The organism is Paraburkholderia sp. SG-MS1, from assembly GCF_012275575.1.
Classification (GTDB): Bacteria; Pseudomonadota; Gammaproteobacteria; order Burkholderiales; family Burkholderiaceae; genus Paraburkholderia.
Window position 1 is genome coordinate 33283 of record NZ_NPIH01000276.1, and the last position, 19910, is coordinate 53192.

Consider the following 19910-nt stretch of genomic DNA (forward strand, 5'->3'; position numbering starts at 1 on the left):
GCTTGCTGATCGGCTGTTGCTTGCCGCGAAGAGTTCGAAGCCTTTGAGGCACGCGCACACCATAATGCGTCGTCGGGACCGCCGATGCTCTGGGGGGCGTCGCGGGGCCGACAAGGGCCGCGCTGGCTGGCGTTACGCCGCCCGATGGTCCGAAAGAGCCAAGCCGGGGATAACAGCGCGAGCGCACCAGAACGACCCGTTCCGGTCATTCGAGGTTATCAAAAGCGGCCCTCCACCTTTGCGGAATTGACCGCCTCATTCGACACTACTGAGTTAGATTGGCGATTGATCAGATTGCTACCCGGACTGGGTAACCTACAATCAATCGCCTATTGTGCGGGCTTATTCAATGACGACGGCTCACCTGAGCCGCACGGTTGTCAGGCCCGCAAATGTCAATCAGAACAGGATGATCATGACAATGTCTGAAAGCCCAACCATCGCCCTCATTGGCCCGGGGGCGATCGGCACGACCATTGCGGCCGCGCTTCATGAGGTCGGGCGCACGCCGACGATTTGCGGGCGCTCGGCGTTGGAGCAACTTGAACTGCGTTTCGACGGCGGTCGCGTCGTTGTGCCGGGACCGGTGCGGACGGATCCGACTGAGACCAAAACCACGTTCGATCTGGTTTTCGTCGCGGTCAAGTCAACACAGGTGGAGACGGCGGCACCGTGGCTGTCTGCATTGTGCAATGCGAAGACGGTTGTCTGCGTGCTGCAAAACGGCGTCGAGCAGCAGGCGCTCTTCGCGCCGTACCTGGGGGGCGGACCCGTGCTGCCCTCGGTGGTGTGGTTTCCCGCTCAACGTGAGCCCGACGCCTCGGTTTGGCTACGCGGCAAGGCGCGCCTCACCCTGCCGGATACAACGGGCGCCAGCATGGTGCTCACGGCCTTGAGCGGCAGCCGGTGTTCGGTCGACGTTGCGGCGGACTTCACGTCCGTCGCCTGGCGAAAGCTTCTACAGAATGCGGTCGCCGGTTTAATGGTTCTGGCAGGTCGCCGTGCCGGCATGTTCTCCCGAACCGACATCACCGCGCTGTCTCTGGCCTACCTTCGGGAATGTCTTGAGGTTGCCCGCGCGGAGGGCGCAACACTGGGCGATGAAGTGCCGCAAGAGATAGTCGATGGATTTCATGGCGCCCCAGCCGACATGGGTACGTCCATCCTCGCAGACCGACAGGCCGGCCGTCCCCTCGAATGGGAAAGCCGGAACGGCGTCGTGCAGCGATGTGGTCGATCTCGCGGCATCGCGACGCCGATCAGCGATCTGGTCGTCCCGCTTTTGGCGGCCGCCAGCGACGGCCCCGGCTAACATTGCGAGCATCTGTCTGGCAGCAGTCCGAGTCTCGACGTCGAGTGGCCGGAATTGGTCGGCTTCTGACTTACTGACCAACTTCAAGATCACGCCCACGTCAATTCATTCAATGCGTCAGTTGCCAACGCAAGACCGGATGTGTCGCGCCGGCCGGCATTGCCCACGCACCGGTTGCGCTGAAGTCCCAGGACGTATCGAAGCTGGCCGGATTGCTCATCTGCGCGGTGGTGAGGCCATTGCTGGCCGGGAGTGCGCCGCCGCCTTTCGTCGCACCGGTGGTTTCCTTGTCCCAGTAGACATTGTTCTTAATGGTGCCGCCTGCAGAGTACGCGATGCCTATCGGAACGGTTCCAAAATTGTACTGTGTGACCCGGCCGGTTGCGAACGACTGCTCAATGATGCCCTGCCCGTAGTTCTCATTGACCAACCCCGCCCCGCCGATCATGCAGAACGAACAAGACGTTGGGTAGGAAGACACGGCTCCGGTGGCGTAAGACTGCGAGATCACGCCATCGTTGACACCCACTAGTCCTCCCGGGACGCCATGCGCGGATCCGGCCGTGCTGCCGGTCGCGTAAGACTGGCTGATCAGCCCCCCGTTCAACCCGACCAGTCCTCCCGCGACGCCAGTGCTGCCGACCGCCGCGGTACTCCACGATCGCGTGACGGTCCCCTCGTTGTCCCCGACCAGTCCACCGATGGAAGGATTCGCGATTATGCCGCCGCCGCCAATGCTGCCACTCGCATAGGTGTAGGTGATCAAACCGTGATTCACGCCGGCGACAATGCCGAAGACGCCATCACCACTGTCGTCGACCTCGACGTTGGTCACGCCGAGATTGCGCACTACGCCCTGCTTTCCGATTACGCCGAACAGCCCGGCGGTGGAGTAGCCGTACTCGGAGATCACGACGCCCGGTGTCACCCCGCTAATCACATGTCCCATGCCGTCGAACTGGCCGGTAAAAGCAATCGTGCCGCTTCCAATCGAAACAGGCGTGCCGGGACTATAAACATTCGGGTTCGCGCCGCCCAGGTTGAGGTCCTTGCCAAGTGCATAGACACCGGAGAGATCCAACGGCACGTCGAGCAGATCAGTCAGTGAATTGACTAGCCTGTAGGCGCTCACCTGCGTGAGCAGACCACTGTACGGCGCGGCAGTCCAGGCGGCGTTGGTAAGAATCGTGCCCGGACTGTAGCTGCCATTCATGTCGTACAACGCACTCACGAGACCCGTGCTCGCGGACCAGTCGATCGTGCCATGGTTTGCCACGCTGCCGCCGTTATCGATGCTCGTCGCATCTGCGCGCAGGGTCAGATTGCCCGTGCCCTTGTTCCCGAGGGCAATGCCCGAAGCAATCGAGAGGTTGTGATAAGCCGCGAGGGTGAGTGCGGCGGACCCATTCCAGCCCAGGCTGGAGCCGATGACGAGATCGCCAGTAGTCCCTTTAGCACCCGTCGTCGTTACGTTTACCGAAGTGCCTGCGTTCAGGCTGCGCCGCAATGAATTCGCTGCGGAAGCGTCGATGGTCCAGGCGGGTGTGGATATGTTCCACTGACCGGCCCGCACCTGTGCATCTTTGCCGAACGTTAGCTGATCCGCCTGAACGTCGACGGTGCCACCGTTGCCGTCGCCATTGGCCGCCTTGATCGCGCCACGTTGTACGACCTGCCCGCCGTCAGCCACCAGCCATACATGTCCGTCCCGGTTGGCTGTGCCGTTGGCGCGCAGCCGTGCGCCACCACCGGCTAGCGCGTAGATGTTGCCGTCCGCGGCCTGAAGGCTGATCTGCGCCGCCTCCAGCGAGCCCTTGTCGAAGATCGTACCCTTGCTGCCGGTCTGCACGAATACCTGCCGGGCGCCGTTTGCATATTGCAATAGCACCTGCTCGCCAACGGCCAATTCGACAGTGCCGTTCGGCGCGGTAACCGTACCGTGGTTGACAACGGCCTTTCGCGCAATCAGGAATACGTCTCCTCCATTCGAATTTATTTCGCCGAGATTAACCACCCGTGCATCCGATTTTCCCGATAGCGTGAGCGCGTCGCCCTTCATGAAGGCGTCGTCACAGAGGTTAAGTGTTGAAGCAAGGAAGCGTCCGCCGGTCGCGATCACGCCGGAACGTCCTATTACGATGCCTTGCGGATTGATCAGAAACACGTCGCCGGTCGCACTCAGCTTGCCGAGAATCGCAGACGGCGAGCCACCCGATACGCGGTTGAGCGTCCCGCCCCGACCGTTGTCGAAAGTGACCGTGTCGCGTTTGCCGATCGAAAAACTGTCCCATTCGATCACGCCGCGCGTCGAGCCAGGCTGTGTGACGACGACGCCGTTGCCGCTGGCTGTGATCGAGCCCTGCCCGCTAACGTATCTTCCGCCCTGAGGTAACACGCCGCCTGCCATTGAAGTGGACGACGCGATAAATTCCACCACCGACACGCCGACCAAAATCCAGTTGCAACGCGCGCACCGGCACTTGCTTTTGGCATCGATATTGGATGGTTGTCCTGATCGAAATGGCATACATGCCTCATTGCGATGACTTCGAGAACCGACCGGTCGAGTGCGATGGCAGAAATGGTTCCTGAACCACCATTTCGAAGTCTGTCGATTCAGCTTAGCAGATGCTTCGCAAAGGCAACCTGTCAGCACAGCTGCGTTTTCCGCCAGATGAGGCTCTCTTGTTGCGATTGATGTCGGTGCAGACGGGTATGTAGAGATAACCGACTATCTGTGGCGCTGATCGTTGCATGCCTAATAGAGGCGTAAGGCTACGACCGGCGCATCTCTTGCCCCTTCACGCGACGACATTGGCGGAGCTGACCGAGGGGAAGAAGGCACTTGCGTAGAGGAGCTCGATCAACTTCCGGAAATTCAAACCAAATATCTTCCGGGATCGCGGCCGGTCCTGCCCACGGTCGCACGGCGGCTCGACTCGACACCCGCTTCGGACATGCCGAAATGGTTGACCTTGCCCTGCTGAATCAGATCTTTGACCGCGCCGGCGACGTCTTCCGTCGGCACATCAGGATCGATCCTATGTTGATCGAGCAGATCAATGCAATCCGTGCGCAGCCGCTTGAGTGCGGCCTCGGTGACCGCGCGCATATTGTCCCGCGTGCTATTTATTGACGCCCTTCTGAACGTCACCGCCTTCGAAGCCGAATTTGGTCGCGATCACGACCTGATCGCGGAACGGTTCGAGCGCCTCGCCAGCAACGGATTTTGGACAAGGGCTTACGGGCGCGCATTTATGGGCGCGCATTTTTCCATTTCGAGGATCAATTTTAGAAGTACCTGGACAACCCGGCGAACACTTTAACGGTGTGAGAACCGTGTTGAGTCTACTGGGCTCCGATTGACTAGTAGGATTCGGACGGTAGTCTGAGAAAATCAGCCGAGATGATAGGCCGTACGGCGGAAGTACTGGACCTTTCAGTCTGAAATATCTATAAAAAGAACCAGAATAATCGGAGACCCATGAGCATCAGCTCATCTCGTTCCGAGCGCCACCCATCCCAACATTCACCTATCGCTCTCAGGTTCCGTCTGCCCGACAGACCGGGGCTGGCTCGCGTGCGTGTATTGACACCAAGGCGGTTTCGAAGACCGGCCGCGCAACGATGTAGTTCTCTTTCTCTAATGTACGCAAGGCAAGCAGGATGCGCTGATGAGAGAGAACACCATCCGCTCGGCGCGGCATTGTCGTAGGGCGAATTGTCCGGTACGCCGAATCTTCTGCTGCTGGCTGGCAAAACTATGAGGGTACCTCGATATAGCTCGAGTCGTGTTGGAACCGAAACGGAAAGCACTTGCTAGCGCATCAGGCGCAAACGCTCCGGCAAAGGCTCTGTCGCCCTAACGCGGTCAAGTAGAATATGCCAGGCCGAAACGCATGACGAGCATGATGGCAAAGACAAAGACGCCGCGCACGCTGCCCGCTGGCATTGGCAAGGTCCTGAAGCGGCTGCGCTACCCGCTGGACGTGATCCTGCTATGCGTGCGCTGGTATGCGGCGTACTCGCTGAGCTTGCGAAATCTCGAGGAAATGATGCAGGAGCGGGGAGTCGAGATGGATCATTCGAGCGTGCACCGCTGGGTCATCAAACTGCTGCCGATGTTTGAAAAGGCATTTCGCAAACGCAAACGTCCGGTGGGCAGGAGCTGGCGCGTCGATGAGACCTACGTCAAGGTCAAGTGCCAATGGAAGTATTTGTACTGCGCCGTCGACAAGGGAGGCAATACGGTTGACTTCCTGCTGCGAGCCCATCGCGACAAGGCGGCTGCGCGTCGCTACTTCGAGAAGCCGATCGATCAGAACGGCGAGCCGCAGACCATAACCGTGGACAAGAGCGGCGCGAATCTGGCCGCCCTGCACGCCATCACCGCGGAACGGGAAACGCCCATCACGATCCGGCAGGTCAAGTACCTGGACAACATCGCTGAGCAGGACCACCGCGCCGTCAAACGCATCATCAAACCGATGAGGGGCTTCAAGGATTTTCGTTGTGCCCGCATCATCCTGCCTGGCATAGATATCATGCACATGCTTCGCAAGGGGCAGATGCGTGACGATGGCGTCGCTGCGAGTGCCGCTGAACGATTCTACTCCCCCGCAATATACCTAGTCCTCTTCATTGCGGGAGTTTGCTCGTCCCATCTTCCTTATCGCGACATTAACTCTTTTGTCGGCTATGTGGTCACTACCCCGACATCGATGCCGCACTCAGCCATCATCTCTTCCATATTTCGCAATCTGACAGGCTCGTTAAAGCGCTGTGAACCAGACTAAATCTGGTTCACAGCATATTATAAAGCGCCGTAGTTAAGCTACCAAAGTGTGCTCGCCCGTGATCAATTGCTTAGCGTGGGAAGACAGGTCACCCAGCCGGTTCAGGTCTTTGGCAGCAGCGTAGACAATGCCGGCTGTAGCATTCAGGGCTGACTGGAATGCACCCTCGACCCAGCCGCCGTATTGGCTGAACGAGCAGCCACAGAAGTAGAGATTTTTGACGCTTCGATCCACGCCTTTTTCATTATCCCATGCCCCAGGAAGCAAACTGCCGGCAGGTACGTCTGATGTGAACCGGAAGTGATAAATGCTATCCCGACCGATCCCCGGCGCATCCAGCTTAAACCCCATGTGCACTTGTGGCACCTGGTCCCAATTAACGATGGCAAAGTAGCCCTCCTCTCCGGGGTTCGCTCCACCCGCACGGTCCGGCGCAAAATATTCCGGATGCGTTTTCCCATTGTCTACGTTATTTACCAGTGTCTTGGATTGAACCCGAGTCGAGACTCCGCTCACCACGCGTTTAACGAATTCCGAATTGGGCCTGCGGGCGACGAAAACCCCATGTTCATCCAGTGCGCTCCTCACATTGGCGTCAGCCTCAGCCACGTCGTTGATAAGCCTGACGGAATCGTTACCCCAAGAGTACTGGAGACCCACGGCAGCCCGCGAGGTTTGGAACACTTGGCTGATATAGGGCAAAATGTACGTGACTCCAAGAGGGGCATCACCATACTTGCCAAAAACGACCCTTATGCCTCGACCATAGCCCACGCCATTTGTGGGGTTGACGGAACTGAAGGGACCAAAGGTGCTTCCTGCCGCGGGGCCGCCCATGGTCTGAAAGATCTTGACCGATGACATTCCCTGCTGCTTTTCGATGTCGTCACGAAAGCGACTGGTGGCGGTGGGATACTGCACTCTGGAATACGGCATCACGACACCTTGCTCGGTCGGTCTACCCTCGCTGAGAAGCTTGTACGCGGCCTTGTGTGACATGGCACATACGACGTAGTCGTAGCTAAAACTTTCCGCACTCCCAATTCCAATACTGTACTTTTTCACGAGCGGGTTCGGGTTGTAGGACACATGCCGCACCGTCGTCGTGTAAAAGAGCTTCACACCGAGCTTTTCAAGTTTGTTTTTCAGCTCGAATGGATACAAGTAAAGATCGGGTACCGCATACTCGGATTCGTAGTTCCAGACGAAGAGTCGCATGACCTCCAGTACGGAGGTCTCGAACAAGGGGGCGAACCCCCCTGTACCTACCCCTAGATAGCCGATCACATCAAGATCGGCTCCGAGGCCGTTAGCTTCGATGAATTCTCTATACTTTACGGTATTGTACCTAAGTGATATTTCCTTCCAGAAGTCCCTGACTCGTCCTAGTTGAACCGGATCGTTCACGCCGCCGATCATAATCCCGATGACTTCATTCAGCGTGAGGTTGTTGCTCGCTCGTACGTTCAGGAAAGCTTCGATGTGCCGATTTTGGATATCGTGATAGTTTAGATCGCCACTACTCTCGCCATTGTAGAGATCATCAATGCCACCAGCGCCCCAGAGAGGAGACAAGGTTTTTTCTCCTGCAAGATATGTCGGAATCTTGCCGGGATTCGGAAACTCTGTGAATTCTTTGGCTAAGCCATCGGAGCCGGAACCTTTGTACACCATCAATCGCAGGTAATGCCAGAACAAATAGGAGGTGTCGGGGAAACGCATACAGCCGAGCTCCGAGCGCGTGTTTGCACTGTTCGGAAGAACGTTCGCTGGCCGCAGACGACCAGCACCTTGGGGCGCCGATGGGTTACCGTTAGGCATAGCCGAGGCTTCGTATATATCCACGGACGCGCCCAGCTTTTTGAGCTGCCATGCGCACAAAAGACCCGACATGCCACCACCGACGATTGCGACACGAGGCGCGGTGCCGGCATCAGCCCAAAAAGGCTTTCCAGAGACAGTGAAAGGAGAGACGTCAGGATGCTCTAACTCCCCAGCTAGCATACCCGGATAACTGAAAAACGGCGCGTCTGGATAGCGAACCTTCTTGGATGAATCAAGCAATTCGCTGAGCGTCTTGATTCCTAATCCGGAGGCGGAGTCCACACGTCGTGGCTCTGCGCGGACTCCTGCGGCGATTTCCCGATGACGACGCACTGGATGAAAGCTTGGAATCATATTCGTAGTCCTTAATTAGGTAGGGTCGCTCCACGCCGTGTTGGGGCGATGGGCACACAGATGGAGGAGAACTGGAGCGAGCTCAACTGAAAGCTTCGGTGTGAGCCGCAGAATCTTTTATCGCTGGCCGGGAGGTTTCGTCAGCGATGGAGTCGAATGGCGGAGCACCAAGTTCGAACTGCACCAGAACGCTTTGAACTGCAGTCTGATTGCAGCATAGAGGCTTATCCCAATAACCTATCAACCTAATGAGGTGGCGGTACCCGGCGCGCGGTCTCCGCCTTTTTCGTCCAGACCGGCTGAAGGATCCGCACGATCATCGCGGTGTCAATGTCGCGCACCCGGACGTTCCCGATTACCGGATACGCGTACATTTTGAGCGTGTTCCCCCGCTGCTGGGCATGCTTGCGATTTCGCCGCTGGGGTTCGTGCGCGGATAAACGCTTCAGTTGCTTCACGAAACGTCACGTTGGCATCGGGCGATATGTCGAGTAGTTGTCTTCGCTGTTGCTCACGCCGCGCGAGAATGGGATCGATCAGGTCCCTCACCCTATCGCGGTACCCGACGGCCAGTTTCCGCGCCTCGCCCAGCGAAACTCGCGAAAGGGACCGAGTCCCATCTCCGCATGCGACCGTTCAGTTGAACCGGAACACCGATGAACGCGCACCGCTTGTCCGCGATCTGCATGTAGAGGCCACCGCCATCCGCCTAATGACCCGGCATCACTTCTTTTGCGACCCGCCAAGCGCTGCGTCGATGCAACTGTCGTTCAGCCATATTGCCCTCCCTACCCACAAACCTACATTGCTACCCATACTTCGTGGGGAAATGTGCGGGATACCACCGGTAGCCGCAAGCACGTCGTTACCCATAAACCGCTTTAAAATCAGCGATCTAGTGGACGCTTATGGAAGATGTGGAAGAACCCAATTGGCTTCCGGAAATTCACCCAAATAACTTCCGTTTTGGCCGTATTCCGAGGTCAAAACGGAGCCTAGGCGCTTGGTCTGTTACTCAAATAACTTCCGGGATCGACAAGTTTCAACCATAAATCTTCCATCGTCGCGAAAGGTCGTCAACCATCGTTGCGATTGGCCCCGCGAGCGTCTGTGACCGCTACCAGGCAAGAACGTCCAAGCCGAGCATCTCAATATCGGCCATAGCTGACGGTCAGGTGTCGCCGTTCCTAAAGCAGCTTCAGGTCTATCTTCGGCCATTCACAGTTGCGCGGCCACGAATGTCAGCTCACGCTGTCATCGACCGGGTCCACTCGACCCAGAGGAGACTGTCATGACGGCGAAGCGCCAACGACCCTTGCGATAGGCCAAGCGGACATTCACTTGAAGAACATTGCGAGCGCAGCCTTTACGACATCGCGCCGATGCGCGGACTGCATTTGGCCTAGCTTCAAAAGCTTATGTTTGCGGCGAAGCGGCGCGTGACGTGCACTTGCGGACCGCTGGGTCTTTCCATCCTCATAAGCTCGCCTTCGACGAATAGTCAGTAGCGCGCGCATGCGCCTTCCCCAACGTCGCAGAAAGAGCCAGATTTGCCAGCCTACCGAACGGTGCATGCAGCAGTCTTGCGAAGCTCCATCGTCCCTGGATGAACACCCCCTTCGCGTGGCTCATTGCGCGAAAGCCCTCCAGGCCGTGGTAAGCCCCCATCCCGCTCGACCCAACGCCCCCGAACGGCAGATCGTCCTGCGCGACATGCATGATAGTGTTGTTAATACCAACATTGCCCGATGTGGTGCGCTCAAGCAGACCTTCACATTCTGCGTCCCTGGCACCAAAGTAGTAAAGCGCTAACGGGCGCGGCCGCCTGTTCACATAATCGATAGCCTCGTCCATGGTTCGGTAGGTGCGCACAGGCAATATCGGGCCGAAAATTTCCTCCCGCATCACCATCATGTCGTCGCGTGCTCCAACAATCAGCGTAGGAGGGAACGTGCGCGGCTTTCCTGTGGCGCGCTCCGGTTTGAGGCCGGCTGCGATCACGTTCGCACCCTTGTGCCGGGCATCTTCGACAAGAAGTGTCAGGCGGTCATAGTGTCTGTCACTGACAATCGACGTGTAGTCCTCGGAGGCGGGCCCGTCGGGATAGAAGCGAGCCACCGTTGCCTTGTACTGCGTCACAAATTCCTCTCTGTCGTGCTCATGGATCAAAGCGTAATCAGGCGCGACGCACATCTGCCCAGCGTTGGCGAGCTTTCCGAAGACGATACTGCTCATGGTCCGATCGTCGACATGGCCGCGCGCCACGACCACCGGGCTTTTGCCGCCGAGTTCAAGGGTTACGGGTACGAGGTTCTCGCTTGCCGCCTTCATGACCTTACGCCCAACCTGGGTGCTGCCAGTGAAAAACAGGTGGTCGAAGGCCAGAGCGCTGAACGCCGCGCCGACATCCGGGCCGCCGATCACAACCGCCACTTCTTCAGGCGGAAAACTATCGGCGAGCATGCGACGGATCAGGTCGCTGGTGCGAGGTGTCAGTTCCGAGGGTTTCAGCATCACGCGGTTGCCCGCAGCAAGGGCGGTAGCGAGCGGAATGAACGTCAGGGAAAAGGGGTAATTCCACGGTGCCATCACACCGACGACGCCCTTGGGCTGGTACTCGACATACGCCCGACCTGAGCGATAGATAAAACCGACATGCCGGCGTTCGCGTCTCATGAAGCGACGCAGGTTACGCGTCAGATAATCAATGGCCTGGATGACGCCGACGAGTTCCATGATGCCCGTCTCGTGTCGCGAGCGATGCCCGAAATCGGCGCTGATCGCTTCCTCCACTTCACTGCGGTAGGCAAGTACGGCCGCACGCAGCAGCGCAAGGCGCGCCTTGCGCTGGTCATGGTCCGGGCGCGCTTCCTTCAGAAAGGCGGCACGCTGAAGGTCCAGCAGCGCCTGCGCGTCGGCGCCGTGAACGGGTTCTAAATAGCGGTCGAAGTCATGACTTCTGATGCCATTCAAAGTGGACACTATCAACTCCTGGGAGAAGGATTCAGTTATCGAGAAGTGCTGAAACCTGGCTTGCCGTCGCCTTGGCTGATTGCGGATTCTGACCGGTCACCAGACGGCCATCGGTGACCACTTTTGTGACGAACGGCAACAACGCCTTCTCGTACAATGCGCCGCGGCGGACCATCTCCTGCTCAGCGTTGTAAGGCACCTTGCTGGCAACCCCTGCGAGTACTTCCTCGATCCAGGAATAGCCTGTAAGCCGGCGTCCGGCGACCAGCAGCGCGCCGTTCGAAAGCCTGGTGTTCAGCAGACCGCAATAGCCGTGACAAACGGACGAGACGATTCCGCCACGCTCGTAGATGTCGCGCGTGATTCGCTGCAGAGGCTCGTCGTCCGGAAAGTCCCACATGACGGCGTGACCGCCTGTGAAATAAATCGCATCGAAGTCCGCCGCATCGATCTGGTCGGCACGGGTGGTTGCCGAAAGCATCGCCTGGCGGCTCCTGTCGTTAAGCCATTCCTTCACTGAACCATCGGCAAGGGGCCACTTAAGGGAGCGCGGCTCGAGCGGCGAGACGCCGCCCTTCGGGCTGACGAGCTGCTGCTGGTATCCCTTTTCGGCGAAGATGTGCCACGCATGCGTCAGCTCCGACAGCCACAAACCAGTAGGCTCGGTCTCGTCGGCATAATTGGCGACGTTGCTGACGATGTGCAGTATGCGTTTTGTCATGTTGAACATCCTGTCATTGTTCCCGTGCGGACATCGCAGACGGGCTGCGGCGTTGCTGCAGTCAGAAACATGCCCATGCCAACGACACTCCCGATTAGTTGAACAATAACCTTGAAGTCAAGTTCAAGGTCAAGGCCTTTCGATGTCTAGTGAGCGACCATCAGCCGGGAGAATATGCTGGAAGATGAGTCGGGGCGACGCTGACCTGGCGGGGGCCTCACCGGTCACCGGCGGTTCGCCTTCCCGAGTGCCTTGACATCGCCGGACGCAAGGGCGGGGCTTGTCATTTCGCCCCGGCGCATTCGCGACAGCACTCTCGTCGCGTTAGTCGTGCAATCGATCTCTGCTGGCTTGGCCTCGATCTCCGCGATCAGTGAGACGAGATGCGTTTTGCTCTGCGCCAGTCGTGTTTCCAACGCTTCGATGTCCTGCACCTTGAGGCGGAGCGTTTCGAGTAACTTGCCGTGTTGCCACTGCGTCGGATCGGGCGGCAGCAGCACGCCAATTTCATCGAGACTGAAGCCGGCCTTCTGCGCAGTCGCAACCAGATCGAGCACCAGCAGGGCCTCGGCTGGATAGGTCCGATACCCGTTGGGCTCGCGTTCGACGGTCTTCAGCAGCCCAATGCGCTCGTAGAAGCGGATGCGTGACGGGGCCAGTCCGGTGCGCTCCGAGAGTTCACCGATCTTCATAGACTCGATACTCCACCGTCATTTCGGAATCCGCTCCTGCGTGACGTTCGCTGCGGATCTCCACAGCCCTGCATATTGCCTCCAGCTTAATCAAAGGTCCTCAGACGCGCGGGCAGATTCAGAACCACTTGCGCGTCCTTGACCACGTCGAAGCGCACAATTGTCGAGACGCCCAGTCCCTCGAGAAGCTGGCTCAACGGGCCGCCGCTACGCACCAGTTTTACGTTCCGCGGAAGAATGCGTTGAGCGAACGATAACGTGTTGGTCTGGACCGAAGTCTGATGCCATTCACCGTCGATAACGTGCACCATTGTCGACGTTCCCATGTGAGATTGCGGCGCAGCGCTGCGCAGGACGGGCAGCGGCGCACTCAGCACCAGATCCGGCTTTCCGTCGAGGGACGATATACCGGCCTTGACGGCCGCACCGAGATCAACCTTGATTTCCGCGAGCCATTTGGGTAACTGATAGCCATACACCCCACGCACTCTCGCTATTTCGGTGGAGACCGGGAGCGCAAGGACGTGCGCGAAAAAGCTTCGACGCCGCATTGAGTCGAGCAGTTCGATCAGATGAGACCCGCGCGCGCCCGGCCGGCGGACAACGACTGCAACCGAGACCTCGTCGTAAGGATCGTTATCGCAGACGGCGTACGAAAAGAAAGTCAGCGCCACTAGCCCGTAGCCAGGCAGTGCACGCAACGGCTCAAGAGGCGCCGGCAGCGCAGAGCGCAACCGCTCCAGCGGAGCTAGCATCAAAACCTGAACACTGCTGGTGCGATAGTAAAAATTCGGCGCCCATATCGGACCGACCCGTGACTCGACCTGATGCTTCGGTATTCTGCGAAAAAAATCGATGTTCCCGACGGCGGGGTCCCGCGCCACCTCGTCGAGGTTCGGATTCATGCGGAAACGGTCGTAGTATCCGCCCTCGATAACGTCAACCTTGTGTGATCCAAACTCGACCTGTGTGAACCGCCTGTCCATATCCGTTGACCTTTCTAGATGGTTGAACTGCAGGCGCTCGTAACAAACGGATCGCCTCTTGCAGGACACACTCTAAGATTCAACTCAACTTCAAGGTCAAGCATCTCAGCGCAGCCAATTCATCCCGAGCTCGCGAAAGCCTGACATCATCAGGCGGTGGAACGTCACGCCCGTAGATCAGCGCGAGCCTTTCTTCCGTTCCGGCACAACCCCGTGTTCGCGGAGACGACTCAGAACCCACTTCTTTCTGTCTGAGCAATCCAGATTTGCTGGTCTGTTTTCGATGCTCTCAATGGCTACGAGTAGCTGCGCCCTGTTCTGATTCAGGCGCTCCTGCATCTCTTCTATTTCGGTCACTTTATGCTTGAGGGCTTTGATCAGTTCGTCATGCTGCCAAGGGCCCTGACCCGTCGGCAGCAGATGCCGGATCTGTTCAAGAGAGAAGCCCGCGCGCTGGGCACTGGCGATGATCTCGAGTATCGTCAACGCTTCCGCAGGGTAGTCGCGATAGCCGGTCGCCGTCCGCTCGACCGCCTTGATCACGCCGCTCGCTTCATAGAAACGGATACGGGACGCGGTCAGGCCGCTGAGTTCCGCGCCATGCTTCGAAGGCGCTGCGCCGGTATAACGTTAGGCGGCGCCCTAGTTTCGGACTAAAGACGTCGTAACGGGATGCGCCCCGAGGACGCAGCAGGCTAGCGGCCCGAAGCTTCGCAAAACGTCGACCATGTTCGCCCACCTGCGTGAGGAATTCATCGTTTAGGACGAACGCGAAGTGGCAAATTTAATGCGCACTGATGCGAAGTGACGAATTTACGTCGCTGCGAAACGAAGTAAATGTGTTACCCCGAGGCGCATGCTCTGTCCTGGCGGGCGCTCGCCAGTGACAACTTTACTTCGCTCTACGGTCCCCAAAGAAGAACTCAACCGAGTCGACCTCATCGTACGGCTCGAACGCGAGAACCAGCAACACCTAGCGGATTTCCGGGAATTCCGTGGAAACGATCCGAATGGCGCCGGGGTTCATCGGCCGGTTAATGATGCGCTCGCCGCTACCTTTGACGACTGCGCCTCTGACAAGCTCGTTCGGACTGCCAAAATCCGTCTTCGACTTCGCCGAATACCCCACTTTACTCGTCATACGCGCTTCCGCCTTTACTTCACACCGGCTTCCGCGGCGTGCCTCAACCACGTTGTAAGCCGGTTCGCGACGCACCCCGGGCGTCGCCGTGAAGCATGATCCTGATTCCACGAATTGCCTGCCGGATCCGAGATTCGTTCTCGATTAACGCGAAACGCACATATTCGTCACCGTGGTCACCGAAGCCAATGCCCGGAGAGACACAGACTTTGGCTGTCTCGAGGAGATAGCGGCTAAAGCCGAGCGAACCCATAGGTCGGTAGTCTTGTGGTATGCGTGCCCAGACGTACATCGACGCCTTGGGGCGATCGACCTGCCATCCGGCGTCGAGCAAGCCATTTACGAGGACGTCGCGACGTCGCTGATAGACTGCGGCAATGTCTCGAACACACTGCTGCTCTCCCTCCAAAGCTGTTATGGCGGCTATCTGTAAGGGAGTAAACGTACCATAGTCGTGGTAACTTTTTATCCGCGCGAGTGCTGACACAAGATCGCGATTCCCCACCATAAACCCAATTCGCCAGCCAGCCATGTTGTAGCTTTTTGAAAGCGTGAAAAACTCAACTGCTACGTCTTTCGCGCCCTTGACTTGCATGATAGAGGGTGCTTTCCAGCCATCGAACACGATGTCAGCGTATGCGAGATCGTGGACGATGAAAATCTCATATTTGCGCGCGAGGGCCACCAAACGTTCAAAGAAATCGAGTTCAACGCATTGAGCAGTGGGGTTTGACGGAAAACCCAGCACAATCATTTTGGGCTTGGGGTAGCTCCCGCGAATCGCTTTCTCAATTTCTTCAAGGAAATCGCTTTCCGCCATCAATGGTATCGACCGAATGTCGGCGCCTGCTATGACGGCACCGTAAATATGAATCGGATAGCTGGGGTCAGGGACCAGCACGGTGTCGCCGCGGTCCAGTACCGCTAGCATCAGATGCGCCAGTCCTTCCTTGGACCCGATCGTTACAATCGCTTCATCGTCTGGATCGATCGCTACGTCGTAGCGGTCAGCGTACCAATTTGCGATTGCCCGACGTAGCCTCGGTATCCCTTTCGAAACCGAGTATCCGTGAGTGTCCGGACGCGAAGCAGCTTCGTTCAGCTTGGCGACGATATGTGGTGGCGTGGCGCCGCCCGGATTACCCATGCTCATATCAACGATGTCTTCTCCACGTCGACGTGCCGCCATCTTCAGCTCGGCCGTGGTATTGAAAACATAGGGCGGAAGTCGATCAATGCGCGCGAAGCGCCGCGTTTCAGCAAAACTGGTCATAGAGACTCTGAACGTAAGCGCCCGGAACCGTCCGAGCGACGTAAGTAGGATAATGACAGACACGACACTGGCCCAACGGCCCCAAGTGTCGCATCAGAACTCCGAACGAGCGGGGCTGGCGAGAGTCAGTGGGCGAAGCTGCTGTGAAAAGCGGCCCACCGGCGTCAGAGCCGTGAGTTAGGTCAGACACTCGCTCTCAAATTGTGCAGGGCACGATCTCTAGTCGATACCTTACGTTTCGACCACCTGTTCCGGAATGGGTGGGCTTACTTCATCCGGAATCGGGCATACGTATGCATGACCCCTAAGCCGTTGGTCCAATTCTTGCCTCGCCTGATCGAGCAGGCCCGGGTTTACGAACAGTTCGAGCGCAGAGGCAGCGATGGTTTTGGCTGCCAACAACATGCCCTTGTGTGCAATCGAACTCTTCCCTTGAGCGACCCACTGCCAGGAGTGAGGCGACGTGCCAAAGGCATAGCAGGCGATGAAACATTGGGCAGTGGGAGTAATCCAGCTTACGTCTCCGACATCCGTTGATCCGTGAAGCTGTCCAGGCCGCTTCACGTCCAGTGCATCTATGCCGTCGAACAGCGGCTTTGGGTCTTTCCAGGCACCTTGTAGCGTTCTCCCCGCCATCTCGATCTCTTCCGGCCGAGTGGTTCGATGCATGGACTCGGCGAACCCTCGCTCTTCTTCGTCATACGAAGGTGCCCCAAAACGGCTCAAGTTGTCGTGCATGACCTGATTCAAAACGTTATTCAGAACCAGGTTCGAGCAGCCTGAGTGGATTTTGATCTCTAGCCCGCATCCGGACATAAGCGCTGCTCCACGTGCTATGTCGCATACCCGCGCATAGATAGATTCCACATCCTGATTCTTTGGCGCACGAATCATGTAGAGTCCCTCTGCGTTAGCTTGCACCACATTGGGCGCAATTCCGCCTGCATTGGTAATGGCATAGTGTATGCGAGCGCTCGGGAGCATATGTTCCCGAAGAAAGTTGATACCGATATTCAACAGTTCCAAGGCATCCAGCGCACTTCTGCCGAGGTGTGGTGAATCGCCGGCATGAGCCGATATCCCGGAAAATCTGAAATACACTTGCTTGACGGCAAGAGTTTCCATATTCCATATCGTATTAACCATCCATGGGTGCCAGGTAAGAGCTGCGCTTAAGTCATTAAAAAGACCGGCACGCGCCATGAACGCCTTACCCCATCCGCCCTCTTCGGCGGGACAACCGTAGAATCGGACGGTGCCTTGTAGTTCGCGTTCTTCGAGGAAAGATTTCACGGCCAAAGCGGCAAGATGTGCACTAGTCCCAAGAAGATGATGTCCACATCCGTGCCCGTTACCGTTCGCGATTTCGGCCGAGGGCTCGCATCGAAGCGACATGCTTTTCTGGCTAAGTCCCGATAGTGCGTCGTATTCTCCGAGAATACCAATCACCGGACCGCCACTGCCCGCTTCAGCGATAAAAGCAGTGGGTATTCCGGCCACACCTTCCTGTACATTGAATCCTGCCGCCTTCAGCTGGTCGATATGCTTGCGTACCGAATTACGTTCCTGATAGCCGGTCTCTGCGAATTGCCAGATCTCGTCGGCCAGACTTGAGAACAGCGCGCTCTTTGCTTCGATGAATCGATCTACTACATTGATATCCATATCATAATCTCCTTGAGAGATGGTGCTTGCGCACGCTAAAAGTTGTGAATCATGCCAAGCGTTACGCTCATGATGGTTTCCCCGACTGCCGCAACCGGTACCCCATTGTCATAGTTGTAAGTCAAGCTAGAATGCGGGCCGTTATGCAGGAAGCCGGCCCGCGCGTACACGGATGTTCTCTTTGAAAGAAAATGATTGATGCCTAGTGTGGTCCCGTAGGACCAGTCTCCGTCCACACTTGTCCTGCGATAAGCAATCAACGCCCTGAATAGGTCATTGCCTCGCATCTTCTGAACCGAAAGCATGTAGAGATTGGCAATGGCCGTTCCATCGTTTTGCGGAACGAACCGGATATATGCCGCACTGCCGATGAACGGACCAAAATCCCGGATCACATTGATCATGTACGTGTCAGTACGTTTGGACGGGGCAATACCACTGGAACCGGTACAGCTTCCCGACACGCTGGGATCGCACCAGTTCTGTCCGAAGGCACCTTCAACAAAAGTTGCTCCGTCGTTGTAGCTGAGCGTTCCCGTTCTCGCTTCAGTCGCCGGTCCGACTGTCTGATCCGACTTAAGTGAATAGCTAGCGTCGAAAACGAAGTATTTTGCGAATCGGGGCGATGAATAGCGAATGGTATTATTGAGCCGCGCCATTGTATCGTTGCTCGCGCCAGTTCCCAGATCTGAAACTCCGATCATGTATGAAAAGACAGAATCGTGAGCAACGCCTAGAAAAGGGTCGGCCATAAGAGCAGCCAGCGCGAGCGAGGTGTATTGCCTCCCTAGCATTATCTGGCCATATTGCGGGTTTTGCAGTCCCAAGATTGCCGCGCGATTGAAAAGAGTCGACGAACTCTGCAGCGCGCCGCTATTTGAATAGAATCCGGATTCCAACCTAAAAAACGAAGTCCATCGCGCGCCGAGATCTTCCTGTCCGTAAAAACCGAATTTAGACGTAAAGTCATCGCCGCTTTGCAAGCGCAATGTCCCCTGACCGCCAGAGCGCGTGTAATTGACGCCGGCATCGACGGTCCCATAGATTGACATCAAGCTGCTCCCGGAAACAACACCGAATGCTGCCGGGCCCGCACCGTGCGATATCGCGCCGAAAACATCCTGCATCTGGGACTCTTGCGCACCGGCAACGGTACCGGATACCATCGCCCAAACACTTAGTAGTACTATTTTTATCAACTTCATCGTGATCTCCGTACAATGTCGCGAAATAAATTTCGACTATAAAGTTTGTTGGTTTCGCATTTAGTTAAATGTTTTCCCCAAATCTGCTCAGCAATTCGCTATGGAATTGCTGAGCCGCGCCGGTTAGAATCTGCTGCCGATGTTGTAGCAGGCAAATCGACTGATCCGGGACAGCCTCGCTAACGTTCACGAAAATTAGCCGCTCCGTCACCAATGTGCTGCTCAGTGACTCACTGGACAGAACGATCAGTTGATCTGATCTTGAGCAGAGTTCCAGCGCCAGTAAAACGGATGAGCATTCCGTCACCCGTGTCGGCATGTCGAGACCATTGTCCGAAAACAGCCGATGAAAAGGAGACGTTCGATCGCCTAAAGGATCGATAGTCATCCACTCTGCCCTCTGTAAAGCCCTCAACGAGCCTGCTCCTCGTAAAATGTGATCCTTGCGCGCTGCGACCACGCTCGAGCGTCGGCACAACTCAGTCGAATGAAAAAACCTGTCCTGCGAGTTCCATTGCGTAGTGACCGCGAAATCGATCAAGCCTTGTCGAAGCTGCTCTACTAGCGGTAGCGGGCGCATTTCCAGAAGACGGAGCTCAACATCCGGGTGATCGTGTTGAAAGTGTTCAATCGCGGCGATCATCGGCGACAACGCTCCTGCCAGAGGGGTGATGCCGACGGTCACCTGGCCGCCGCCCATGCCTTTCATCAGCGCGATGTCGTTACCGGCTTTCTTTACGCACTGCAAGATGAAACGCGCATGGGAGACAAGCCGCTGGCCGTACGGGGTGAGCCGGGTGCCGGTGCTGAATCGTTCTAGCAGCTTGGCATCAAGCGACGCTTCCAGTTCTTTAATAGTTTTGCTCAATGCAGGCTGCGTAAGATGCAGGTTGCGCGCGGCCTCGTGAAAACTTCCTGTTTCCGAGATGGCAACCAGAGCGCGTAGTTGATTGAGCTTCATGGTTCGA

The 19910-nt window shown here is 57.1% G+C and carries 12 protein-coding genes and 3 pseudogenes; 2 read left to right on the top strand and 13 right to left on the bottom strand.

Translation table 11 applies throughout. The annotated features are described in order from the left end of the window. Positions 1-415: 415 nt before the first annotated feature. Positions 416-1312, top strand: a complete 897-nt coding sequence (locus CIC12_RS28795; RefSeq protein ID WP_168669461.1) for an oxidoreductase — start codon at positions 416-418, stop codon at positions 1310-1312. A 109-nt stretch (positions 1313-1421) separates the two neighbouring features. On the opposite strand, the gene CIC12_RS28800 is transcribed toward CIC12_RS28795, so the two are convergent. Beyond that, entirely contained in the window at positions 1422-3839 is a 2418-nt protein-coding gene (locus CIC12_RS28800; protein ID WP_168669309.1) for a two-partner secretion domain-containing protein, read from the bottom strand. Positions 3840-4235: 396 nt separating this feature from the next. Next, positions 4236-4542: pseudogene (locus CIC12_RS33935) on the bottom strand (aldo/keto reductase); the annotation flags it as partial. A gap of 681 nt (positions 4543-5223) precedes the next feature. Here CIC12_RS33935 and CIC12_RS28810 point away from each other — a divergent pair. Then, a pseudogene (locus CIC12_RS28810) lies at positions 5224-5928 on the top strand (IS6 family transposase); the annotation flags it as partial. Positions 5929-6141: 213 nt separating this feature from the next. On the opposite strand, the gene CIC12_RS28815 reads toward CIC12_RS28810, so the two are convergent. From CIC12_RS28815 to CIC12_RS28865, 11 genes and pseudogenes are all read right to left on the bottom strand, one after another. After that, on the bottom strand, positions 6142-8286 hold the full coding sequence (locus CIC12_RS28815; RefSeq protein WP_168669311.1) for an FAD-dependent oxidoreductase: 2145 nt from the start codon (positions 8284-8286) through the stop codon (positions 6142-6144). A 245-nt stretch (positions 8287-8531) separates the two neighbouring features. Next, positions 8532-8744, bottom strand: a complete 213-nt coding sequence (locus tag CIC12_RS33440) for a phage integrase central domain-containing protein (protein ID WP_238812941.1) — start codon at positions 8742-8744, stop codon at positions 8532-8534. 1018 nt (positions 8745-9762) lie between these two features. After that, complete coding sequence (locus tag CIC12_RS28825; protein WP_342030581.1) at positions 9763-11268, bottom strand: coniferyl aldehyde dehydrogenase; 1506 nt, start codon at positions 11266-11268, stop codon at positions 9763-9765. A 22-nt stretch (positions 11269-11290) separates the two neighbouring features. Continuing rightward, positions 11291-11980, bottom strand: coding sequence for a type 1 glutamine amidotransferase domain-containing protein (locus CIC12_RS28830; protein ID WP_168669313.1), 690 nt, complete (start codon positions 11978-11980; stop codon positions 11291-11293). 224 nt (positions 11981-12204) lie between these two features. After that, positions 12205-12672 carry a MerR family transcriptional regulator gene (locus tag CIC12_RS28835; protein ID WP_168669315.1) on the bottom strand — a complete coding sequence of 156 codons (468 nt, stop codon included), beginning with the start codon at positions 12670-12672 and terminating at the stop codon, positions 12205-12207. An 86-nt stretch (positions 12673-12758) separates the two neighbouring features. Beyond that, positions 12759-13658: an acetoacetate decarboxylase family protein gene (locus tag CIC12_RS28840; RefSeq protein ID WP_168669317.1), complete on the bottom strand. Its 900-nt coding sequence runs from the start codon at positions 13656-13658 to the stop codon at positions 12759-12761. Positions 13659-13835: 177 nt separating this feature from the next. Further along, positions 13836-14255, bottom strand: a pseudogene (locus CIC12_RS28845) (MerR family transcriptional regulator); the annotation flags it as partial. Positions 14256-14842: 587 nt separating this feature from the next. Next, on the bottom strand, positions 14843-16072 hold the full coding sequence (gene alaC / locus CIC12_RS28850; protein WP_168669319.1) for an alanine transaminase: 1230 nt from the start codon (positions 16070-16072) through the stop codon (positions 14843-14845). 231 nt (positions 16073-16303) lie between these two features. Beyond that, entirely contained in the window at positions 16304-17737 is a 1434-nt protein-coding gene (locus CIC12_RS28855) for a M20 family metallopeptidase (RefSeq protein ID WP_168669321.1), read from the bottom strand. Between the two features lie 35 nt (positions 17738-17772). Continuing rightward, positions 17773-18942 carry a porin gene (locus CIC12_RS28860; RefSeq protein ID WP_168669323.1) on the bottom strand — a complete coding sequence of 390 codons (1170 nt, stop codon included), beginning with the start codon at positions 18940-18942 and terminating at the stop codon, positions 17773-17775. A gap of 64 nt (positions 18943-19006) precedes the next feature. Then, positions 19007-19903 carry a LysR substrate-binding domain-containing protein gene (locus CIC12_RS28865; RefSeq protein ID WP_168669325.1) on the bottom strand — a complete coding sequence of 299 codons (897 nt, stop codon included), beginning with the start codon at positions 19901-19903 and terminating at the stop codon, positions 19007-19009. Between the last annotated feature and the right edge of the window lie 7 nt (positions 19904-19910).

Excerpts from the sequence above, each read along its gene's own strand:
- CIC12_RS28795 (WP_168669461.1), top strand. The coding sequence starts at position 416 with ATGACAATGTCTGAAAGCCCAACCATCGCCCTCATTGGCCCGGGGGCG.
- CIC12_RS28800 (WP_168669309.1), bottom strand. The coding sequence starts at position 3,839 with ATGCCATTTCGATCAGGACAACCATCCAATATCGATGCCAAAAGCAAG.
- CIC12_RS28815 (WP_168669311.1), bottom strand. The coding sequence starts at position 8,286 with ATGATTCCAAGCTTTCATCCAGTGCGTCGTCATCGGGAAATCGCCGCA.
- CIC12_RS28830 (WP_168669313.1), bottom strand. The coding sequence starts at position 11,980 with ATGACAAAACGCATACTGCACATCGTCAGCAACGTCGCCAATTATGCC.
- CIC12_RS28835 (WP_168669315.1), bottom strand. The coding sequence starts at position 12,672 with ATGAAGATCGGTGAACTCTCGGAGCGCACCGGACTGGCCCCGTCACGC.
- CIC12_RS28840 (WP_168669317.1), bottom strand. The coding sequence starts at position 13,658 with ATGGACAGGCGGTTCACACAGGTCGAGTTTGGATCACACAAGGTTGAC.
- alaC (WP_168669319.1), bottom strand. The coding sequence starts at position 16,072 with ATGACCAGTTTTGCTGAAACGCGGCGCTTCGCGCGCATTGATCGACTT.
- CIC12_RS28855 (WP_168669321.1), bottom strand. The coding sequence starts at position 17,737 with ATGGATATCAATGTAGTAGATCGATTCATCGAAGCAAAGAGCGCGCTG.
- CIC12_RS28860 (WP_168669323.1), bottom strand. The coding sequence starts at position 18,942 with ATGAAGTTGATAAAAATAGTACTACTAAGTGTTTGGGCGATGGTATCC.
- CIC12_RS28865 (WP_168669325.1), bottom strand. The coding sequence starts at position 19,903 with ATGAAGCTCAATCAACTACGCGCTCTGGTTGCCATCTCGGAAACAGGA.